The organism is Pseudoalteromonas sp. MMG033 (genome assembly GCF_057197785.1).
In genome coordinates this window covers 4,850,705-4,868,322 of the sequence record NZ_CM170070.1, presented here as the reverse complement: position 1 = coordinate 4,868,322, position 17,618 = coordinate 4,850,705, and the positions used below count along the sequence as shown (strand labels likewise).

15 protein-coding genes are annotated in these 17,618 nt (G+C 42.9%); all 15 read left to right on the top strand.

Annotated elements, in window-relative coordinates; translation table 11 throughout:
* Window positions 1–84 precede the first annotated feature (84 nt).
* A complete protein-coding gene (gene tsf / locus AC2CZC_RS21085; RefSeq protein ID WP_046355137.1) occupies window positions 85–936 on the top strand; it encodes a translation elongation factor Ts in 852 nt (283 codons plus the stop codon).
* A 141-nt stretch (window positions 937–1,077) separates the two neighbouring features.
* On the top strand, window positions 1,078–1,818 hold the full coding sequence (gene pyrH / locus AC2CZC_RS21080; RefSeq protein WP_023401852.1) for a UMP kinase: 741 nt from the start codon (window positions 1,078–1,080) through the stop codon (window positions 1,816–1,818).
* A gap of 102 nt (window positions 1,819–1,920) precedes the next feature.
* Window positions 1,921–2,478 (top strand): ribosome recycling factor, encoded by a 558-nt coding sequence (gene frr / locus AC2CZC_RS21075; RefSeq protein WP_063362923.1) that lies wholly within the window; start codon window positions 1,921–1,923, stop codon window positions 2,476–2,478.
* Between the two features lie 231 nt (window positions 2,479–2,709).
* Window positions 2,710–3,483: an undecaprenyl pyrophosphate synthase gene (gene uppS, locus AC2CZC_RS21070; RefSeq protein WP_484583301.1), complete on the top strand. Its 774-nt coding sequence runs from the start codon at window positions 2,710–2,712 to the stop codon at window positions 3,481–3,483.
* Window positions 3,484–3,494: 11 nt separating this feature from the next.
* A complete protein-coding gene (locus tag AC2CZC_RS21065; protein WP_484583300.1) occupies window positions 3,495–4,361 on the top strand; it encodes a phosphatidate cytidylyltransferase in 867 nt (288 codons plus the stop codon).
* Window positions 4,358–5,566, top strand: a complete 1,209-nt coding sequence (gene ispC, locus AC2CZC_RS21060) for a 1-deoxy-D-xylulose-5-phosphate reductoisomerase (RefSeq protein ID WP_484583299.1) — start codon at window positions 4,358–4,360, stop codon at window positions 5,564–5,566. The genes AC2CZC_RS21065 and ispC overlap by 4 nt, the downstream gene beginning before the upstream one ends.
* A complete protein-coding gene (gene rseP, locus AC2CZC_RS21055) occupies window positions 5,566–6,918 on the top strand; it encodes a sigma E protease regulator RseP (RefSeq protein ID WP_484583298.1) in 1,353 nt (450 codons plus the stop codon). Before ispC ends, rseP begins: the two co-directional genes overlap by 1 nt.
* A gap of 72 nt (window positions 6,919–6,990) precedes the next feature.
* Entirely contained in the window at window positions 6,991–9,462 is a 2,472-nt protein-coding gene (gene bamA / locus AC2CZC_RS21050; RefSeq protein WP_484583297.1) for an outer membrane protein assembly factor BamA, read from the top strand.
* Between the two features lie 10 nt (window positions 9,463–9,472).
* Window positions 9,473–9,991 (top strand): OmpH/Skp family outer membrane protein, encoded by a 519-nt coding sequence (locus AC2CZC_RS21045; protein ID WP_063362929.1) that lies wholly within the window; start codon window positions 9,473–9,475, stop codon window positions 9,989–9,991.
* A complete protein-coding gene (gene lpxD, locus AC2CZC_RS21040) occupies window positions 9,991–11,031 on the top strand; it encodes a UDP-3-O-(3-hydroxymyristoyl)glucosamine N-acyltransferase (RefSeq protein WP_484583296.1) in 1,041 nt (346 codons plus the stop codon). Before AC2CZC_RS21045 ends, lpxD begins: the two co-directional genes overlap by 1 nt.
* 11 nt (window positions 11,032–11,042) lie before the next feature.
* Window positions 11,043–11,495, top strand: coding sequence for a 3-hydroxyacyl-ACP dehydratase FabZ (gene fabZ, locus AC2CZC_RS21035; RefSeq protein ID WP_063362931.1), 453 nt, complete (start codon window positions 11,043–11,045; stop codon window positions 11,493–11,495).
* A gap of 2 nt (window positions 11,496–11,497) precedes the next feature.
* Window positions 11,498–12,268, top strand: a complete 771-nt coding sequence (gene lpxA, locus AC2CZC_RS21030) for an acyl-ACP--UDP-N-acetylglucosamine O-acyltransferase (RefSeq protein WP_484583295.1) — start codon at window positions 11,498–11,500, stop codon at window positions 12,266–12,268.
* 113 nt (window positions 12,269–12,381) lie between these two features.
* The gene (gene lpxB, locus AC2CZC_RS21025) at window positions 12,382–13,536 is read left to right on the top strand and encodes a lipid-A-disaccharide synthase (protein WP_484583294.1); all 1,155 of its coding nucleotides are present in this window, start codon (window positions 12,382–12,384) and stop codon (window positions 13,534–13,536) included.
* The gene (gene rnhB / locus AC2CZC_RS21020; RefSeq protein ID WP_484583293.1) at window positions 13,526–14,119 is read left to right on the top strand and encodes a ribonuclease HII; all 594 of its coding nucleotides are present in this window, start codon (window positions 13,526–13,528) and stop codon (window positions 14,117–14,119) included. The genes lpxB and rnhB overlap by 11 nt, the downstream gene beginning before the upstream one ends.
* Before the next feature lie 2 nt (window positions 14,120–14,121).
* Complete coding sequence (dnaE, locus tag AC2CZC_RS21015; protein WP_484583292.1) at window positions 14,122–17,613, top strand: DNA polymerase III subunit alpha; 3,492 nt, start codon at window positions 14,122–14,124, stop codon at window positions 17,611–17,613.
* The last annotated feature ends 5 nt before the right edge of the window (window positions 17,614–17,618 follow it).

Below are 17,618 nucleotides of genomic sequence, written 5' to 3'. Positions count from 1 at the left end.
ATCCAATTGTGATGAAGACTTGATATTCTTTACAAGCGGTAATTCGCTTATCAAAAAACCGAATTCAGAATTGAGGATATTCTAATGGCTGTAACTGCTGCCCTAGTTAAAGAACTTCGCGAGCGTACTGGCGCTGGCATGATGGATTGTAAAAAAGCACTAACTGAAACTAACGGTGACATCGATCTAGCGATCGAGAACATGCGTAAGAGTGGTGCTGCTAAAGCTGCTAAGAAAGCGGGTAACATCGCTGCTGAAGGTACAATCCTTATCAAGCAAGGCGAAGGTTTCGCTGCACTTCTTGAAGTTAACTGTCAAACTGACTTCGTTGCTAAAGACGAAAACTTCCTAGGTTTTGCTAACACTGTTCTTGACGACGCTGTTGCTACTAAAGCAACAATTGCTGACCTTCAAGCTAAGTTCGAAGAAACTCGTGTTGCACTAGTTGCTAAAATCGGTGAAAACATCAACGTTCGTCGCGTTGAGTACATCGATGGTGACAAGCTATCTGCATACCGTCACGGCGACCGTATCGGTGTTGTTGTAACTGGTGATGCTGACGAAGAAACACTTAAGCACGTTGCAATGCACGTTGCTGCTTCTAAGCCTGACTTCCTGAAGCCAGAAGACGTACCAGCTGACGTTGTTGAAAAAGAAAAAGCGGTTCAAGTTGAAATCGCTATGAACGAAGGCAAGCCTGCTGAAATCGCAGAAAAAATGGTTGTTGGTCGTATGAAGAAGTTCACTGGTGAGATCTCTCTTACTGGTCAAGCTTTCATCATGGAGCCTAAGAAGTCTGTTGGTGAGTACCTTAAAGAGAAAGGCGCTACAGTTTCTTCATTCATTCGCCTAGAAGTAGGTGAAGGTATCGAGAAGAAAGAAGAAGACTTCGCTGCTGAAGTTGCTGCTCAAATCGCAGCTGCAAAAGGCGAATAATCGCAATAGAATAATCTTATTGACATAAAAGTGTTGATTTGCTTTTGCGTCAATGAAGAAAATTCTCTAAAATAACCGCGCATTTATGTCTATCATAAGCGCGGTTATTTTTTGTCTCAATTTTAACTTGGCCCGGAAATTATGACTATCAATCGAAAACCTGTTTTTAGACGCGTTCTTCTTAAATTAAGCGGTGAAGCTTTAATGGGAGATGAAGGCTTTGGTATCGATCCAAAAGTATTGGATCGTATGGCGCAAGAGATCAAAGAGCTTGTAGAACTCGACGTAGAAGTGGGTTTGGTTATCGGCGGCGGTAACTTTTTACGTGGTGGCTCATTAGCTGAAGCGGGTATGAACCGTGTTGTTGGTGATCACATGGGTATGTTGGCGACAGTGATGAATGGTTTGGCAATGCGTGATGCACTTCACAGAGCATTCGTAAATGCCCGTTTGATGTCAGCTATTCCACTTAACGGCGTGTGTGATGCCTATAATTGGGCTGAGGCAATTAGCTTGTTAAAATCAGGCCGTGTTGTTATCTTTTCAGCAGGTACTGGTAATCCATTCTTTACAACCGATTCAGCAGCGTGTTTACGCGGCATTGAAATCGAAGCTGACACAGTGATCAAAGCAACAAAAGTAGATGGTGTTTACAGTGATGATCCTGTTAAAAACCCAGAAGCAACTTTGTACAGTCAGCTTACTCATGACGAAATTATTGATAAAGAATTAAAAGTAATGGATTTAGCTGCATTCACTCTGGCCCGTGACCACAATATGCCTTTGAGCGTATTTAACATGAACAAACCAGGTGCATTAAAGCGTGTTATCATGGGTGAAGACGAAGGCACCTTGATCACGTCAAAAAAAGCAGCAGAATAAATAGCAATTGAGAATGGGGCTTGAGGCCCCATTCTTATAGAATAACCCAGCCTGCTAACATGTTTTAGCTGAGACTGGAACAGTAAAAATAGGATTGCAACTGTGATTAATGATATCCAAAAAGACGCTCAAGAGCGCATGAAAAAAAGTGTGGCAGCACTTGCTAGCCAACTTTCTAAAATTCGTACAGGCCGTGCACACCCTGCATTACTAGATGGCATTTCAGTATCTTACTACGGTGCTGATACGCCATTGAACCAGGTTGCGAACGTAACTGTAGAAGATTCACGTACACTTGCTATTAATGTGTTTGATAAATCATTAGCGCAAGCTGTAGAAAAAGCGATTATGGCTTCAGATTTAGGTCTGAACCCAATGTCAGCTGGCACTGTTATTCGCGTACCTCTACCTCCACTAACTGAAGAACGTCGTAAAGATTTAATTAAAATCGTACGTGGTGAAGTGGAAGGCGGTCGTGTTGCAGTTCGTAACATTCGTCGTGATGCGAACGGTGACATCAAAGCACTATTAAAAGACAAAGACATTTCTGAAGATGAAGCGCGTCAAGCAGAAGATCAAATCCAAAAGATCACTGATGCACACATCAAAGAAATGGATACTCAGTTGAGTGCAAAAGAAGCAGAGTTAATGGAAATTTAATTTTCTATTGACCTGTTTTTTGACCAAAAAGCCGCATTGTTGCGGCTTTTTGCTGTTTTCAGCCCAACTAAATGCAATTTATAGGTTGTAGTTTGCTGTATTTACACACATTTTAAAACCCAGTGTGAAAATTGAACACTTTGTCTCAAGTTTGAAGATAAAGAATTTTATTAGGTTTGCAGCGATGACTGCGCTATACTAGGCGGCGTTTTTTTTATTTAAAATAGTACTATGGTTTTAAACGCTGACGCGATTTCTCAACAATCACTACCTAAGCATGTTGCCATAATTATGGATGGCAACGGACGCTGGGCTCAAGCCCGCAAGCGCCCGAGAGCTTATGGTCATAAAAAAGGTGTCGACTCTGTTCGCAGCGCGGTACAGTTTTGCTCAAAATTAGGTATTGAATCACTTACACTATTTGCTTTTAGCAGTGAAAACTGGCGTAGACCTGAAGACGAAGTAAGTACTCTGATGGAATTGTTCCTTTTCGTCTTGAGTAAAGAAGTAAAAAAGTTACATAAAAATAATGTCAAATTAAACATCATTGGTGATATATCAAAGTTTCCAACAAGTTTGCAGGATAAAGTGCATGACGCGCATGCTTTGACTGGCCAAAATACTGGGTTGCAGTTAAATGTTGCTGCAAACTATGGTGGTCGCTGGGACATTGTTAATGCCGCTCAGACACTCGCAGAAAAAGTAAAAACTGGCGAATTAGACGTGACTGATATTACCGAAAACGCATTGACAAATAACATGTCAATGGCTGAGCAGAGTCCGCTTGATTTACTAATACGTACAGGCGGTGATTATCGGATCAGTAACTTCTTGCTATGGCAAGCTGCTTATGCTGAGTTATATTTCACAGAAACTCTTTGGCCTGATTTTAACGAAGAGGCTTTCTCAGAAGCAATCGCTTGCTATATTTCTAGAGAGAGGCGCTTTGGTTGCACAGGTGAACAAATACAACAACTACTCGCCGAGAGCAATACAACAAGTTAAAGGTATTCAGTTTGTTAAAACAACGTATTATGACGTCAGCTGTGCTTGCACCGCTGGCGCTGATTTTAGTATTTTATACGCCTCTAAATCTCTTTAGTATTATTGCGGCTTCTATTGTGCTACTTGGTGCATGGGAGTGGGCATCTCTAATGGGGATAACCAAACCGTTACATAGATTGCCATATGTCGCGTTAACAGGGGCCCTAATCGCTACTTTGCATTTCCACTGGCCAATTGAAAACCTTTGGCAGTCTGGAAAACTGGTGGCGGATGCAAATTACTTATTTACTTTGGCTGCCGCGTGGTGGATTGTCGCAACCCTGTTAGTTGTTCGTTATCCGAAGATGGCTAAATCTTGGAGCCAAGGTTATGTATTGCCTGCTGTTGCCGGCTTTTTGACTTTGGTGCCACTGTGGCTTGCGTTAAACGTTTTGAGAAGTGCAGATTATCAAGCATCTGAACAATTTGGTTCTGTGTTGATCATGGTGGTCTTAGGTATCGTATGGAGTGCTGATATAGGCGCTTACTTTGCGGGTAAAAACCTCGGCAAGAGAAAGCTAATGCCAAATGTGAGCCCGAATAAAACCATTGAAGGCTTAATTGGCGGTCTGGTTACTGCGGTCATATTTGTCATGATTTTTTGTTATTGTTCTGAGGTTGATTTCAAACACTGGCTACTATATGGCTTACTGACTGTCGTGATTGCGTTATTCTCAGCCATTGGCGATTTACTTGAAAGTATGTTTAAACGCGAAGCAGGATTAAAAGACTCGGGCAGTTGTTTGCCGGGCCATGGTGGTATCTTAGATAGAATTGATAGCCTGACGGCAGCAGCACCTATGTTTGCGCTCTTTTATGCTTGGACGGTGACACTATGAGCATAGTTACGCTGCAACCAGAACAAGTTGTTATATTGGGCTCAAGCGGCTCTATCGGTACTTCGACATTAGATGTTATTGGTCGCAATCAATCGAGATACAGTGTATTTGCTTTGGTCGCAGGAAAAAACGTTGATGTTGTATATCAACAAATCGTAACACATAGACCGACATACGTTGTGATGAACGATGAGTCAGCTGCGCAGTCGCTCAGAGCACGTTTAAGCGGATTTAAGACCGAAGTGCTAAGTGGCACTCAAGCTATGTGTGACGTTGCCTCACACGATGATGTTGATATTGTAATGTCAGCTATCGTAGGTGCCGCAGGTCTCTTGCCAACGCTTGCGGCAGTGGAAGCAGGTAAAAAAGTCCTGCTTGCCAACAAAGAGTCTTTGGTCATGTCTGGTAAATTATTCATGGACAAGGTTAAAAAACATGGCGCAACTTTGTTACCCATCGACAGTGAGCACAATGCGATTTTCCAATGTATGCCTCGTGATATGCAGCAGGGCATAACGACAGACTTTTCACCTCTTGGTATTCATAAAATACTGCTGACAGGCTCTGGCGGCCCTTTTCTCAATCGTGACATCAACACCTTATCTCAAGTTACTGTCGCTGAAGCTGTCGCACATCCAAACTGGTCAATGGGGCAGAAAATCTCTGTTGATTCTGCAACAATGATGAACAAAGGGCTTGAATTTATAGAAGCCAAATGGTTGTTTGACTGTCAACCTGATGACATAGAAGTTGTTATTCATCCGCAAAGCATGATCCACTCGATGGTTCAATATCAAGATGGCTCGGTTATTGCTCAAATGGGGCAGCCTGACATGAGAACCCCGATTGCCTATGGGTTGGCTTATCCCGAACGTATTGATGCAGGCGTTAAACCGCTTGATTTTTCTATTATGAAAGACTTTACGTTCACTGAGCCAGATTATAACCGTTACCCTAATTTACACCTTGCCATCGAAGCATGTCGATTAGGACAAGCTGCGACAACGACGCTCAATGCGGCTAATGAAGTATCCGTTGCTGCGTTCTTACAAGGAAAGGTTGGCTTTATGGATATTTATAAAATCAATGAGCAAGTGCTTACAGCCAGTGCGTTAGGAGAGCTAACAACACTGGACGAAATCATGGATATGGATCAACAAGCTCGCCGAGTTGCAAATGAGCTTATAGCAGGGCAGGCACGCTAATGTTTGACTTTTTCTGGAATCTTGGGTCGTTTGTCGTCGCGTTGAGTATACTTGTCGCGGTACATGAATATGGACACTTTTGGGTTGCCAGAAAAGCAGGTGTGAAAGTACTGCGTTTCTCTATCGGGTTTGGTAAGCCTCTTTTCACTTGGTATGACAAGCTTGGTACCGAGTATGCGATTTCCGCTATCCCACTCGGTGGTTATGTCAGAATGCTTGACTCGAGAGTGGATGAAGTTCCCGAGCAAGATAGAGCTAATACGCTCGATAGCAAATCAGTTTATGCACGTATGGCGGTTGCTGCTGCAGGGCCACTTGCAAACTTTATATTCGCTGTCTTTGCTCTGGCTATTATGTATGTTGTTGGTGTTCAAAACGTTAAACCTGTTGTGGGTACCATTACACCTAACTCAATTGCTGAGCGTGCCGGCGTTCAGTCAGGTGATTTGTTAAAGCGTATAGGGAATGAGGATGTGTCCTCTTGGCAAGAAGTGAATTTTGCTGTGATGTCAGGATTGGGCGAGCAAAGGTTAGAGATCAAAGTAACAGATGCTAATGGGCAAATCGCAATTCGCATCTTAGATGTTGATGGCTGGAAACTGGATAAACGTGATGTTGCGCCTTTAACTTCCATTGGTATTACGCCGTACCGACCTAATATCACAACTGAACTTGCAATCGTCGCGGAAGGTTCTGCAGCAGAGCGCGCGAATGTTAAAGCAGGTGATGTCATCGTCTCCTTCAATAAAGAGTCTATTTCTACTTGGACACAATTTGTTGAACTTGTACAACGTTCTCCGAATAAGCAAAGCACATTGACGGTGTTAAGGGATGGCAGTGAAATTTCCTTAAATATAACACCAGATGTACGTGAAACTGCTCAGGGAATAGAGATAGGGTATTTAGGGGTTGTGCCGAGGCAGAAAAGTTGGCCTGAAGGGTACATTGAGACTAGACAGTATGGTGTATTCGATAGTATCTTGCTTGGCGTTCAGAAAACCTATGCTCTTACCAAATTGAGCTTCGAAATGATTGGCAACCTGATAACGGGGCAAGTCTCTGTAAAAAATATCAGTGGGCCGGTAGGAATTGCTGTAGGGGCTGGAGACAGTGTTAGTTATGGATTAGTTGCCTTTTTGAGCTTTCTAGCTCTTATTAGCGTCAACTTGGGGGTTTTCAACCTTTTACCACTGCCCATGTTGGATGGTGGGCATTTGATGTATTACTTAATTGAACTAATTCGAAAAAAACCGGTCTCTGAAAAGACACAAGAGTTAGGTTATAAGCTGGGAGCCATGATGCTGTTAGCACTGACCTGTTTTGCATTGTTTAATGATGTATCGAGGCTCTAGGCTCTTAAAATAAGGGTGATAGCGCACGTGGCGCTTTGTTCGCCGTAAGCTGTAAAGGATAAAGATAAAAAAATGCCTATAAAAAAACATTTAGCTGTAACGAGTTTACTTGGCGCTAGTTTTGCCGCTTTAGGGCAAAACTCCTTTATCGTAGAAGATTTAAAAGTTGAAGGGTTACAACGTGTTGCACTGGGTGCAGCCTTGACTCATATTCCAATTAACGTTGGCGATGAAGTTGACAACTACACGGTCTCTAAAACCATCAAGGCATTATTCTCGTCAGGTCATTTTGACGATATTTCTGCCTACAGAGATGGCAATCAGATTGTTTTTAAAGTAAAAGAGCGTGCCACGATTGCTTCAATTGAGTTTGATGGCAATAAAGATATTAAAGATGAGCAGTTACAAGAAAGCTTAGATGGCAAAGACATTCGAACTGGCGAAACGCTGGATAGAACCGTCATTGATGGTGTTGAAAAGGGACTTATCGAGTTCTTTCACAGTATCGGTAAATATAATGCCAAAATTGAAGTGAGTATTGTTGAGTTACCGCGTAACCGAGTAAAGCTTAAATTTGACTTTGATGAAGGCGACGCAGCTTCTGTTCGACAGATCAACCTCGTTGGTAATGAGTTATTTTCTGACGAGCAATTATTGCGTCTAGTTGAGTCACAACAAGATTTGCCTTGGTGGAAGTTCTTATCAAGTGACCGTTATCAAAAACAAACAATTGAAGGTGATTTAGAGAAAATCCGAAGTTATTATTTGGATAGAGGCTACTTGCGCTTCAATATCGATTCAACTCAGGTATCGGTTAGTCCTGAACGAGAGTCAGTATATGTAACTGCAAATATTTCGGAAGGTGAAAAATACACAGTTAAAGGGTTTGACTTCATCGGTGATTTACTTGGCCGTGAAGAGCTAATTAGAAGTGTGATCCCGTTGAAGTCAGGTGAGCTATATAACGGGTCACTTGTAACGTCATCTGAAGAGTTTATCAAAAGCTATTTAGCACGCTTTGGTTATGCGAATGCTGAGGTTCGTACTATTCCTGATATTGACGACGAAAACAAAGAAGTGCACTTAACGCTTTCTGTTGACCCTGGTCAACGTGTTTATGTACGTCGTATTTTAGTTAACGGAAACCAAAGTACAGCAGATCATGTTGTTCGAAGAGAGATGACTCAGTTAGAAGGCGCTTGGTTGTCAAACCAAAGCCTTGAGCGCTCTAAGCTGCAAATTCAACGTTTACCTTACATGGAATCTGTTGACTTTGAAGTGAAGCCAATTCCTGGTGTAGACGATCAGGTTGATGTAGATTTTAACGTCAAAGAGCAACCAGCGGGGAGCTTCCAAGCGGGTGTTGCATACGGCTCTTATGCAGGTCTGCAATTTAATGTTGGTGTAAGTGAGTCAAACTTCTTAGGCTCTGGTGACCAAGTTGCATTCAATATCAATACATCAAAGGCATCTACACGATATAGTGTTTCTTACACAAACCCATACTTTACGCCTGATGGCATATCTCAAGGTAGCAGTATCTTCTTCAGTAAGTTTGATGGTTCAGAGATAGGTCTAATTGATTACGATTCTCGAAGCTATGGTATTGGTACTCATTTTGGTATTCCAATCAACCCAGTTAACCGACTGAATTTCAGCTTCCGTTGGATTGAAGAAGAGCTTGATCGCATCGCCGATTACGAGCAGACACGAGTATTAAGGCTAACTTTCCAAGATCCAGATGATCCGGATGGTGGCTATGACTTTACTAAGTATGAATTAGGCCTTGGTTGGTCTCGTATCACTGTTAACCGTGGTATGTTCCCAACAGATGGTTCGCGTCAAAATGCAAACTTTACAATTACGACGCCTAATTCTGACTTAAATTACTTTAAGTTGAGCTATGATTCTCGTTTCTATTGGCCAGTAAGTAATGATCATCGTTGGGTATTCTCAACACGTGCATCTCTTGCATATGGTAATGGTTATGGAGAAGAAAACGGTTTTGATCAAGTATTGCCGTTCCAAGAGTTCTACCGTATTACAGAAATGGAGCTAAGAGGCTTCGAAAGAAATACTATCTTACCACTCGCTATTCAGCGTAGGCCACAATCTATCATTGGCCCATCGCTGCCTGATGGTACTGAAAGTGGTTCGATTAGTGGCGACCCAGCATTTGACCAGATAATCACTGGAGGTCGAATTGGTGGTAATGCCAAGGCTGTGTTTGGTGCTGAAATGATAGTACCGACGCCATTTTTAGATGAAGAGAATACGAGTTCAGTGCGTACTAGCTTCTTCGTCGACGCGGCAAACGTTTGGGATACTGAATTCGACGTAGATCGTTATTCAAACTTACCAGAGTATCAATACAAACAACTTTCAGATTTCTCTGACCCAAGTCGTTTTAGGGTTTCTACGGGTATGTCTATTCAATGGATATCACCGATGGGACCAATGTTAATTAGTTTTGCGTATCCGCTGAAAAAAGAAGATGACGATGATACTAAGAACATCAGCTTCAACATCAGTAATACATTCTAAGGAGTTTATTGTGAAAAAGATTTTTAAAACCTCTGCTATGGGTATCCTAGCAGCTTTATTAATGGGTAACTCTATCAACGCATTTGCGCACAAAGTGGGTATCGTTGATATGCAGACTGTTTATTCTCAATTGCCACAAATGGCTAAAATTGAGCAAACTTTAAAAAGTGAATTCTCAGAGCGTCGCCAAGAACTTGAAAAACTACAAGGTGACATCCGTTTTGAAGCTGAAAAGTTCAAACGCGAAAGTGCCACTATGAGCGAAGAGCAAAAAACGCAATTGCGTGAAAAGATTCAAGGCATGCAAAAAACGCTTGCTGAGAAAGGTCGTCCTCTTGAGCAGGAAATCAAGCAGCGCCAGAATCAAGAATTAGCAAAAGTACAAAAAATGATCCTAGATGCAATTGAAAATGTTGCCAAAAAAGGAAAGTTTGACGAAGTTAGATTAAAAGAAACGACAATCTACTTCAACCCTGATAAAGTTAGCGATCTGTCGGATGATATTGTTGAAGCAGTTAGCAAAAAGTAATGACTAAACACTATACGTTGTCGCAATTGGCTGATCACTTAGGTGCAACCCTTGAAGGGAACCCAGAACAGCCAATTGTTAAAATTGCCACTTTATTAAATGCGAATGAACAAGAAGTCGCGTTTTTGGCAAATAAAAAATACCGCAGCCAGCTTGAGTCTACTCATGCTGGCGCTGTTATCTTATCTGCAGACGATGCGGATTATTTTTCTGGTAACAAATTAATTTGTGATAATCCATATGTGGCATATGCAAAACTTGCACAATATATGGATACAACACCCGCTGCAGCAAACTCAGTGCATAGCACTGCCGTTGTCGATGAAAACGCATCTTTAGGTCAAAACGTCAAAGTTGGAGCCAATGCGGTTATCGAAGCCGGTGCAGTGATTGGTGACAATGTTGAAATTGGCGCTGGGTGCTTTATTGGTAAACACGCACGTATTGGTGCAGGCACTAAGCTCTGGGCTAATGTGACAATTTATCACGAAGTTGAAATTGGTGAACATTGCTTGTTTCAGTCAGGCAGTGTAATTGGCAGTGATGGCTTTGGTTATGCTAACGAGTCGGGCGAGTGGGTTAAAATTCCGCAGATCGGCACTGTGATTATTGGAAATCGAGTTGAAGTAGGTGCATGTACGTCTATCGACCGAGGTGCAATAGATAACACCATAATCCATGATAATGTCATTTTAGATAACCAAATTCAAATTGCGCATAACGTTGAAATTGGTTACGGCACCGCTATTGCAGGGTGCAGTGTACTTGCGGGCAGTGTAAAAATTGGAAAGTACTGCCAAATCGGTGGCATGGTGGCGGTAAATGGCCACAATGAAGTGTGTGATGGCGTTGTCATTACTGGTATGAGCATGGTTACTAAGGGCATCTCTAAGCCTGGTATCTATTCATCAGGGATGCCTCACACAACAAATAAAGAGTGGCGTAAGAATATCGCTCACTTGCGCAATCTTTCTGATTTTAAAGCGCGCATTAAAGCGCTTGAAAATCTTACCGAGCAGTTACAACATACGGATAAATAAAAGGTACTATTTTGGCCAACGAATTAAACAGCTTTGATATTCAAGAGATCTTGAAGTTACTTCCTCATCGTTACCCTATGTTGCTTGTCGATAAAGTAATCGATCACAAGCCTGGAGAGTATTTGCATGCAGTGAAGAATGTGACGGCAAATGAGCCTATCTTTACAGGTCATTTCCCAGACCAGCCTATTTTTCCTGGTGTAATGATTTTAGAAGCAATGGCACAGGCGACAGGTCTGCTCGGCTTTAAAACTGTCGAGAATCGCAGTGACAATGAGCTATACTTGTTTGCAGCCATTGACAATGCAAGATTTAAGCAGCCAGTTGTCCCTGGCGATACGATGCATTTACACGTGCAGTTTGTTAAAGAGCGTCGCAATATCTGGAAGTTTTCAGCTGAAGCGAAAGTAGACGGCAATGTTGTGTGTAGTGCAGAAATAATGTGTGCTAGAAGAGAGTTTTAAGCGTGATCCATCCTACCGCAATTATTGAGCCAGGCGCTAAATTAGGAAATAACGTCTCAGTCGGACCATACAGTTATATCGGTAACGATGTGGTTATTGGGGACGATTGTAAAATTGAATCTCATGTTGTTATCAAAGGGCCAAGTGAAATAGGCTCTGGTAATCACATTTTTCAGTTCGCGTCTGTGGGCGAGGCCTGCCAAGATAAAAAGTACAAGGATGAACCAACGAAACTGATTATTGGTGACAATAATGTGATCAGAGAGTGTGCGACGATCCACCGTGGTACAATTCAAGATCAAGGCGTTACCATAATTGGTAGTAATAACTTATTTATGGCTTACACACACGTAGCGCACGATGCTGTGATTGGCAGCAATGTTATTTTTGCTAACAATGCGAGTGTTGCTGGGCATGTTCATATCGGCGATTGGGTTATCTTAGCGGGTAACTCAGGCGTACATCAGTTTTGTAAAGTCGGTTCACATGCGTTTGTAGGTATGTACTCTGGTGTGAATCAAGATGTACCGCCGTTTGTAACTACGACAGGTACGCCTGCTCGACCTGTTGCAATTAACACCGAAGGTCTGAAACGTCGCGGTTTTGAATCTGATGAAATTATGGCAACACGCAGAGCTTACAAAACGCTCTTCCGTAAAGGCCTAAAATTAGATGAAGCGATTGCAGCTTTACAAGAGGAAGCGCAACAGTTCCCAGCTGTTCAGCAGATGCTTGATTTTATCGCAACGTCGGAGCGTGGACTGGTACGCTAACTTAATCTGGCTCTTTGTCGCCTTATCGTAATTTATCGAATAACAAAGAGCGGGTTCTGATATAATAACGCCATACTTAGTATGGCGTTTTTTTATTTTCTAGAAGAACAAAAATGGCAAACGAAAAATCAATTACTGTCGGGATTGTTGCAGGTGAGCTATCTGGTGACATTCTTGGCGCAGGTCTTATTAAAGCACTGAAAAAGCGCTTTCCAAATGCACAGTTTGTTGGCATTGCAGGCCCTAAAATGCAAGCCCAAGGGTGTAAAAGCCTTTTTGATATGGAAGAGCTTGCTGTGATGGGCCTTGTGGAAGTGCTAGGTCGACTTCCTCGCTTACTTAAAATCCGAAAAGAATTAGTCAATTATTTTATTCAAAATCCACCTGATGTGTTTATTGGTGTTGATGCACCAGACTTCAATTTACGTGTTGAAAAACCGTTGAAAGCGGCTGGTATTAAGACAATTCAATATGTAAGCCCATCTGTTTGGGCGTGGCGACCAAAGCGTATTCATACCATCGCAGAGGCGACAAATTTGGTGTTATCTTTGCTGCCTTTCGAAAAAGCTTTTTACGATAAGTATGATGTACCCTGTACTTTTGTAGGTCATACGCTTGCAGACGAAATACCGTTAGAGTCAGATACCTTGGCTGCGCGACAAGAGATTGGTTTAAAAGAGTCAGATACGGTTTTGGCCTTGTTGCCAGGCAGCAGAGGATCTGAAGTTGGGTTGCTAAGTGAAACTTACTTGCAAACTGCTAGGCAATTAGTAGATAAAATGCCAGATCTCAAAATTGTTGTACCTTTGGTCAATGAAAAGCGTAAAAAGCAGTTCTCACAAATTTTAAACAAAGTGGCGCCAGATCTTCGTCCGATTATATTAGATGGCCAGTCTTCATTGGCAATGACAGCGTCAGATGCTGTATTGCTAGCCTCAGGTACGGCGACGTTAGAAGCGATGTTATATAAAAAACCAATGGTTGTGGGATATCGCTTAAAAACCTTGAGCTATAAAATATTTAGCACGTTTTTTACTTTCAACATCAAACACTTTTCATTGCCAAATTTACTTGCTGATGCGCCGCTTGTAGCTGAGTTTTTGCAAGAAGATTGTAATCCAGATGCGTTGACGGATGCATTGCTCCCCTTGCTAAGAGGAGATAACTCCGCACTCATAGAACGTTTTTACGAAATTCATAAAGGTATTCGCTTAAATGCCAGTGAACAGGCAGCAATTGCTGTTGCGGAGGTGATAGATGCAAATTGAACGCCCTAAAGTTAACTACATTGCAGGTGTAGATGAGGTTGGTCGTGGACCCTTGGTGGGTGACGTCGTAACGGCTGCAGTGATTTTAGATCCCAGCAAGCCAATAGCAGGTTTAACAGACTCAAAAAAACTGTCAGAGAAAAAGCGCAATGCGCTGGCGGAAGAAATTAAAGAAAAAGCCCTGTGTTACTGCATTGCTCGTGCCACGGTAGATGAAATCGATGAGCTGAATATTTTGCATGCCACTATGCTGGCTATGAAGCGTGCCGTTGAAGGTCTCTCAATTCCTGCTGAATTTGTATTTATTGATGGTAATCGTGTACCGGATATTAGTATTCCGGCACAGGCGGTTGTGAAAGGGGATAGCTTAGTGGAAGAGATCAGTGCGGCGTCGATTTTAGCTAAAGTTACCCGTGACAATGAAATGATTGAGTTAGATGCGCAGTATCCTCAGTTTGGCTTTGCAGGTCATAAAGGTTACCCAACCAAAGCGCATTTTGAGGCACTTGCTCAGCATGGTATCACGCCACATCATCGCAAGAGCTTTAAGCCCGTACAAAGAATTATTGCGGAGCAGTCGTAACCATGCCAACGCCTAATTTTGTACATTTACGCGTTCATAGTGACTTTTCTATGGTTGATGGCTTGGCCAAGACCAAACCTATTGTCGCCAGAGCACAAGAGCTTGAGATGCCTGCGTTTGCCATTACAGATCAAATGAATTTATGTGGTTTAGTGCGATTTTATGGCGGTGCTCATGGTGCCGGTATAAAGCCCATGGTGGGCGCTGATCTATGGCTAAAAAGTGATGAGTTTCCTGATGAGCCTTGTCGAATTGTCGTACTCGCTAAAAATAATGAAGGATATAAAAATCTTACATTATTGATCTCAGAAGCCTTTTTAAGAGGCCATGTATTTCATCGACCTGTGGTTGATAAAGCATGGTTAGCGCAATACAAAGAGGGATTAATTTTACTCTCTGGGGCAAAAGATGGCGATGTAGGCAAAGCACTATTAAAGGGCAATCATCAGCTCGCTTTAGAGACAGTGGCTTTTTATGAAGAGCACTTTGCTGATCACTATTACCTTGAATTACATCGCACAGAGCGTGAACAAGAAGAAGAGTATCTGCATGCGGCAGTGGCACTAGCTGGCGAACGTAATTTACCCGTCGTTGCGACCAATGAAGTTGTTTTCTTACATGAAGAAGACTTTGAAGCCCATGAGATCCGCGTTGCTATTCATGATGGTTACACGCTAGAAGATAAAAATAGGCCGAAACGCTTTTCCAAAGAGCAATACCTCAAAACGCCTGAGCAGATGGCTGAGCTATTTAGTGATATTCCGGAAGCGCTGGAAAACACCGTTGAAATCGCTAAGCGTTGTAACGTTACCGTACAGCTTGGTACTTACTTCTTGCCAGATTACCCAACGGGCGATTTAAAAATTGATGACTTCTTAGTTAAGGTATCTGAAGATGGTCTTGAAGAGCGTCTACAGTTTTTATTCCCTGATGAAGAAGACAGAAAAGTTAAGCGAGTTGAGTACGATGATCGCTTAAGAATTGAATTAGACGTTATCAACCAAATGGGATTCCCAGGTTACTTCTTGATCGTAATGGAGTTCATTCAGTGGAGTAAAGATAACAATATTCCAGTTGGTCCGGGTCGAGGCTCTGGTGCAGGTTCATTGGTGGCATATGCCCTGAAGATCACAGATCTTGATCCACTTGAATTTGACTTACTATTCGAGCGATTCTTGAACCCAGAACGTGTCTCGATGCCAGATTTTGACGTCGACTTCTGTATGGATAGACGAGACGAGGTGATAGATCATGTTGCTAAACTTTACGGGCGGCAAGCGGTATCCCAGATCATCACCTTTGGTACCATGGCGGCCAAAGCGGTAATTCGTGACGTAGGGCGTGTACTTGGTCACCCTTATGGCTTTGTTGATAGAATTTCGAAGCTAGTACCGGGCGATCCGGGTATGACACTGGCCAAAGCTTTTGACGTGGAGCCAAGATTACCTGAAGCTTACGACGGTGATGACGAAGTAAAAGAGCTCATCGATAAATGCCGTATTCTAGAAGGCTGTACCCGTAATGCCGGTAAACACGCCGGTGGTGTTGTTATCTCGCCAACCAGCATTACAGACTTTGCAGCCCTGTACTGTGACGAAGAGGGTAAATTCCCAGTTACTCAATTCGATAAAAACGACGTAGAAACGGCCGGTCTGGTTAAGTTTGACTTCCTAGGTCTGAGAACACTGACAATCTTGCAGTGGGCTCTGGATATGGCCAATGAGCGTTTAGCGCGTGAGCAAAAGCCATTTGTGGATATCAACGCCATTCCACTTGATGATCATGCCAGCTTTGAAGTGCTACTAAAAGCCGAGACTACTGCGGTATTCCAGCTAGAATCGCGTGGTATGAAAGACCTTATCCGCCGTCTTAAACCGGACTGCTTCGAAGATATGATCGCACTGGTTGCACTGTTTAGACCGGGGCCACTGCAATCGGGCATGGTAGATAACTTTATCGACCGTAAGCATGGTCGAGAAGAGATCTCTTTCCCAGATGCTCAGTATCAGCATGAGAGCTTAGCACCTATCCTTGAGCCGACTTACGGGATCATCCTGTATCAGGAGCAGGTCATGCAGATCGCGCAGGTCCTAGCAGGTTATAGCCTAGGCGGCGCTGACTTACTTCGTCGTGCGATGGGTAAGAAAAAACCGGAAGAGATGGCAAAGCAGCGTTCAACCTTTGAAGAAGGGTCGATAAATAACGGTGTCGATGGTGAACTTGCCATGAAGATCTTCGATCTTGTAGAAAAGTTCGCAGGTTATGGTTTTAACAAATCTCACTCGGCAGCATACGCACTGGTTTCTTACCAAACGCTTTGGATGAAGACGCATTTCCCGGCAGAATTTATGGCTGCGGTAATGTCTGCGGATATGGATAACACCGATAAGATTGTCACCTTGGTTGATGAGTGTGAGAACATGAAGTTGACCTTGCTACCACCGGATGTGAACGCGGGCGTTTATAAGTTTGCGGTCAACTTACAAGGTGAGATTGTCTACGGTATTGGTGCCATCAAGGGGGTAGGTGAAGGCCCAGTTGAAGCCATCCTAGAAGCACGTGAGCAAGGTGGAGAGTTTAAAGACTTATTCGATTTCTGTGCACGTGTTGATTTGAAGCGTCTTAATCGTCGTGTTATTGAAAAGCTGATTTATGCTGGCGCCTTAGACAAATTGGGCCCAGAGAAGAAACAAGGCGGACGTGCGACATTACTTGCAAGCTTAAAAGATGCGATGAAGTCGGCTGAACAGCATCATAAAGCAGAACAGTTAGGACAATCAGATTTATTTGGTTTACTTGCCGTTGAACCTGAAGAAGTGGCGCAAGCCTTTATTCAGGCTCCACCATTGAGTGACAATGAGTGGCTCAACGGAGAAAAGGAAACGTTGGGTTTATACCTGACCGGACATCCAATTAACCAGTACCGTAAAGAGCTGAAGCATTATACCTCGGGTAAATTAGTGGACTTACAGCCAACTAACCGAGATATGCAGTCGACCGCAGCTGGCCTTGTGATTAATGCCCGTACCTTGATAAATAAAAAAGGTAACCGTTGGGGACTCATCACGCTAGACGATAAGAGTGCGCGGATCGATGTACGTTTCTTCCCTGAACAATTTGAAATGTATGAAGAGCTCCTTCAGGTTAACCAGATCCTAGTGATCTCTGGGCAGGTAAGCTTTGATAACTTCTCAGGCGGTATCACTATGACTGCCAGAGACGTCAATACGATAGCGCAAGCGCGAGAGAAGCGGGTTAGCGCTCTTAAGATGTCACTAAATATGGCGCAAATAGATGCGAACTTTGGTGAGAACTTAAAGCGTGTCTTAGAGCCTTATAAGTTTGGTACTTGTGAGGTGATCATTGAATATCAGCGTCCTGATGCCACCGCGGAGTTAACACTCGGTACACAGTGGTGTGTGACACCAAGCGATGAGCTGATCAGATCTTTGAAAAAGTTAACTGGCCAAGATGTAGAGTTAATCTTTGACTAAGTCTA